We start from the raw sequence: 1114 nt of genomic DNA, 5'->3' as shown, positions 1-1114 counted from the left end.
CCAGTGCATTGAAACCCACCGCGGTGGCGGCATCGGCCAGGGCATTGGCACCGGCACCCAGTGCCGCAGCACCGTTGCCGATCGCATTGGCGGCCTCACCGGCGGCCAGTGCATCCTCGCCTTCGACATAGGCGCCGGCATCGCTGTTGGCGCTGCCGCTGGCCTGGAAGTACTTGTTGGTCTTGCCGGCCACATCGGCCACGGCGTTGAGCTGGTCCAGGTTCACCGCATCGGTGCCTTCGGTACCGGCAGCCACGTTGGTGATCTGGCGCTCATTACCGGCACTGCCTACCGAGACACTGTTGTCGCGGTCAGCCACCGAAGCAGCACCCAATGCCACGCTGTTTTGGCCGGCGGCGTAAGCGTTGTAGCCAAGTGCCGAAGAGGATTCACCCTCGGCCCAGGACAGGGTGCCAACGGCGGTGGCCAGGTCAGCCGTCGCGCCCGCGCCCGCACCCAGGGCCACTGCGCCAAGGCCAGTGGCCTCTGCGCTGAAACCACCCGCCACACCACCGACTGCAGTGCTGTAGTCGCCATCGGCAATGCTGCCCTGGCCGACCGCGGTGGTGTTGGCACCGGCAGCCACGCTGTCCGCACCCACCGCCACGGCATTTTCGCCGCTGGCCTCGCTCCAGCTGCCAGCGGCCGTGCTGTTGAAGCCCAGCGCCAGCGCCTGGCTGCCAACAGCCGTTGCATAGTCATCCGAAGCCTGCGCGCCAAAACCGACAGCCAGGCTTTCCAGACCATCAGCCGTTGCCTCGGCACCTACTGCCGTGGCGCCATCCCCATTGGCGGTGGCAAAGAAGCCCACCGCGCTGGATTCCATCCCGTTGGCTTCGGATGACTATGCAACGGCTGTTGGCAGCCAGGCGCTGGCGCTGGGCTTCAACAGCACGGCCGCTGGCAGCTGGAGCGAGGCCAGCGGCGAAAATGCCGTGGCGGTGGGTGCGGACAGCGTGGCTGCCGGTGCCAACACCACCGACTGCAGTGCTGTAGTCGCCATCGGCAATGCTGCCCTGGCCGACCGCGGTGGTGTTGGCACCCTGTCCTGGGCCGAGGGTGAATCCTCTTCGGCACTTGGCTACAACGCTTACGCCGCCGGCCAAAACAGCGG

General features: G+C 67.1%; 2 pseudogenes. One reads left to right on the top strand and one right to left on the bottom strand.

The window, feature by feature from the left end:
• Positions 1 to 841 (bottom strand): annotated as a pseudogene (locus tag ABB25_RS13965) (YadA family autotransporter adhesin); the annotation flags it as partial.
• Here ABB25_RS13965 and ABB25_RS15025 point away from each other — a divergent pair.
• Positions 774 to 1114 (top strand): annotated as a pseudogene (locus ABB25_RS15025) (hypothetical protein); the annotation flags it as partial. The pseudogenes ABB25_RS13965 and ABB25_RS15025 overlap by 68 nt on opposite strands.

This window comes from Stenotrophomonas koreensis (assembly GCF_001431525.1).
Taxonomy (GTDB): domain Bacteria; phylum Pseudomonadota; class Gammaproteobacteria; order Xanthomonadales; family Xanthomonadaceae; genus Stenotrophomonas; species Stenotrophomonas koreensis.
The sequence above is the reverse complement of the archived record's forward strand: the minus strand, read 5'-3'. Positions and strand labels throughout refer to the sequence as shown.